Annotated in this window: 1 protein-coding gene and 1 pseudogene; both read right to left on the bottom strand. The window is 37.8% G+C overall.

Annotation, left to right across the window (positions count from 1 at the left end; all coding sequences use genetic code 11):
* Nucleotides 1–62: 62 nt before the first annotated feature.
* Nucleotides 63–392: a hypothetical protein gene (locus ACWG0P_RS15990; protein ID WP_455802558.1), complete on the bottom strand. Its 330-nt coding sequence runs from the start codon at nucleotides 390–392 to the stop codon at nucleotides 63–65.
* Nucleotide 393: 1 nt separating this feature from the next.
* Nucleotides 394–1,245 (bottom strand): annotated as a pseudogene (locus ACWG0P_RS15985) (ISNCY family transposase); the annotation flags it as partial.

Genomic DNA, 1,245 nt, shown 5'->3' with positions numbered 1-1,245 from the left:
TGTCAACCGTTTTTGAAAATGTCTCAAAAAAGATGAAACATAAGCGAAAATAAAATCTCTCACTAAAATGGCAGATCATCATAGATAAAGGCATTATCAGTAATCGGTGATGAGGGAATCAGTAATTGCCTGGTATAGTCTTCATACATGTCCTTCACAAGGCGAAAACCATCAATAAAGCTTGCTAAATATCCTGCTTCATTATAAACGCACCAGGGGTTGTGATAAAAATTATTACCATCCTTGACCCATTCGTTTAAGTCAGCTAGTTCTTCTGAAGTTATGTTGATTGCACGGAAGTATGTTTTAGTTTCTTCCAATGTATAAGGAGTACCATAAGTCATCGTAAGACCATATGGATTGTAATTCTCTCTATGTTTTAGTATGTTCATATTATGCCTCCATGCACGTTTGCGATTGCTGCGTTATATTAGCTTTGCTCGCATACTTTTCGAAGTTACTGGCTCTCCAAGGATGCGTCATTGAAGGAATGATTTGCTTTCTTATCTTAGGCCTTTGTGAGCCATCTAAAGATGGTGATGTCATTGCTCTTTTTTCTACCTTTTCCAATATATAAACATGTTCATCGATGGTAAGATATTTTACTTTATCGAATGCCTCTATAACTAATGCTTTTGTACCCTTGCTGAAAAATTGTTTTACACCATTGCTGTTCAGTGGCAGATAATACTCGTTTTTGAACTTTATGCAGTGTCCCGCATCAATAACACGTGGTGATAATACTGCGAGGATTTGGTTTATTCTGTCTTTATCAGGTTGCTTAACGAAGACATTTTTGTTATCATGTATAGGCAATGAGAACTGTTTGTTGAATTTTTCTTTGTAGTGGGAGAGAAATGCATTAGCGCCCTCCAGCGTAGTTATTCCATTGAGGCGAAACTCAATGGGGAGTCTGGTTTGAAGCGTTTGAAACAGCCGCTCAACGCGTCCTTTTGCTTGTGCTACACTGGTTGTTCTGATCTCAGTTCCCAGTATGGAACAAGCATAGGAAAACTGAGTGAAGGTATCCTTTTCAATGTTGGGAGAGGATATCTTTTTATATTCGAATACGGTTCTTCTATCTGTTAGAAAGGCATAAGGAATTCCATAAGAATTAAGTGTTTGATAGAGGACATTGTAATAGCCATTCAATGTCTCTTGATTGTCCATAAATAGACCAGTAAGCAATCCTGTTGAATCGTCGATGGCTGCGTGTAAGGTAGACTTTTTGCTTCCATACCAAAG

This window comes from Amedibacillus sp. YH-ame6 (genome assembly GCF_053848845.1).
The sequence above is the reverse complement of the archived record's forward strand: the minus strand, read 5'-3'. Positions and strand labels throughout refer to the sequence as shown.

What these genes read in the sequence shown, in the direction of transcription:
- ACWG0P_RS15990 (WP_455802558.1), bottom strand. Translation starts at nt 392, where the DNA reads ATGAACATACTAAAACATAGAGAGAATTACAATCCATATGGTCTTACG.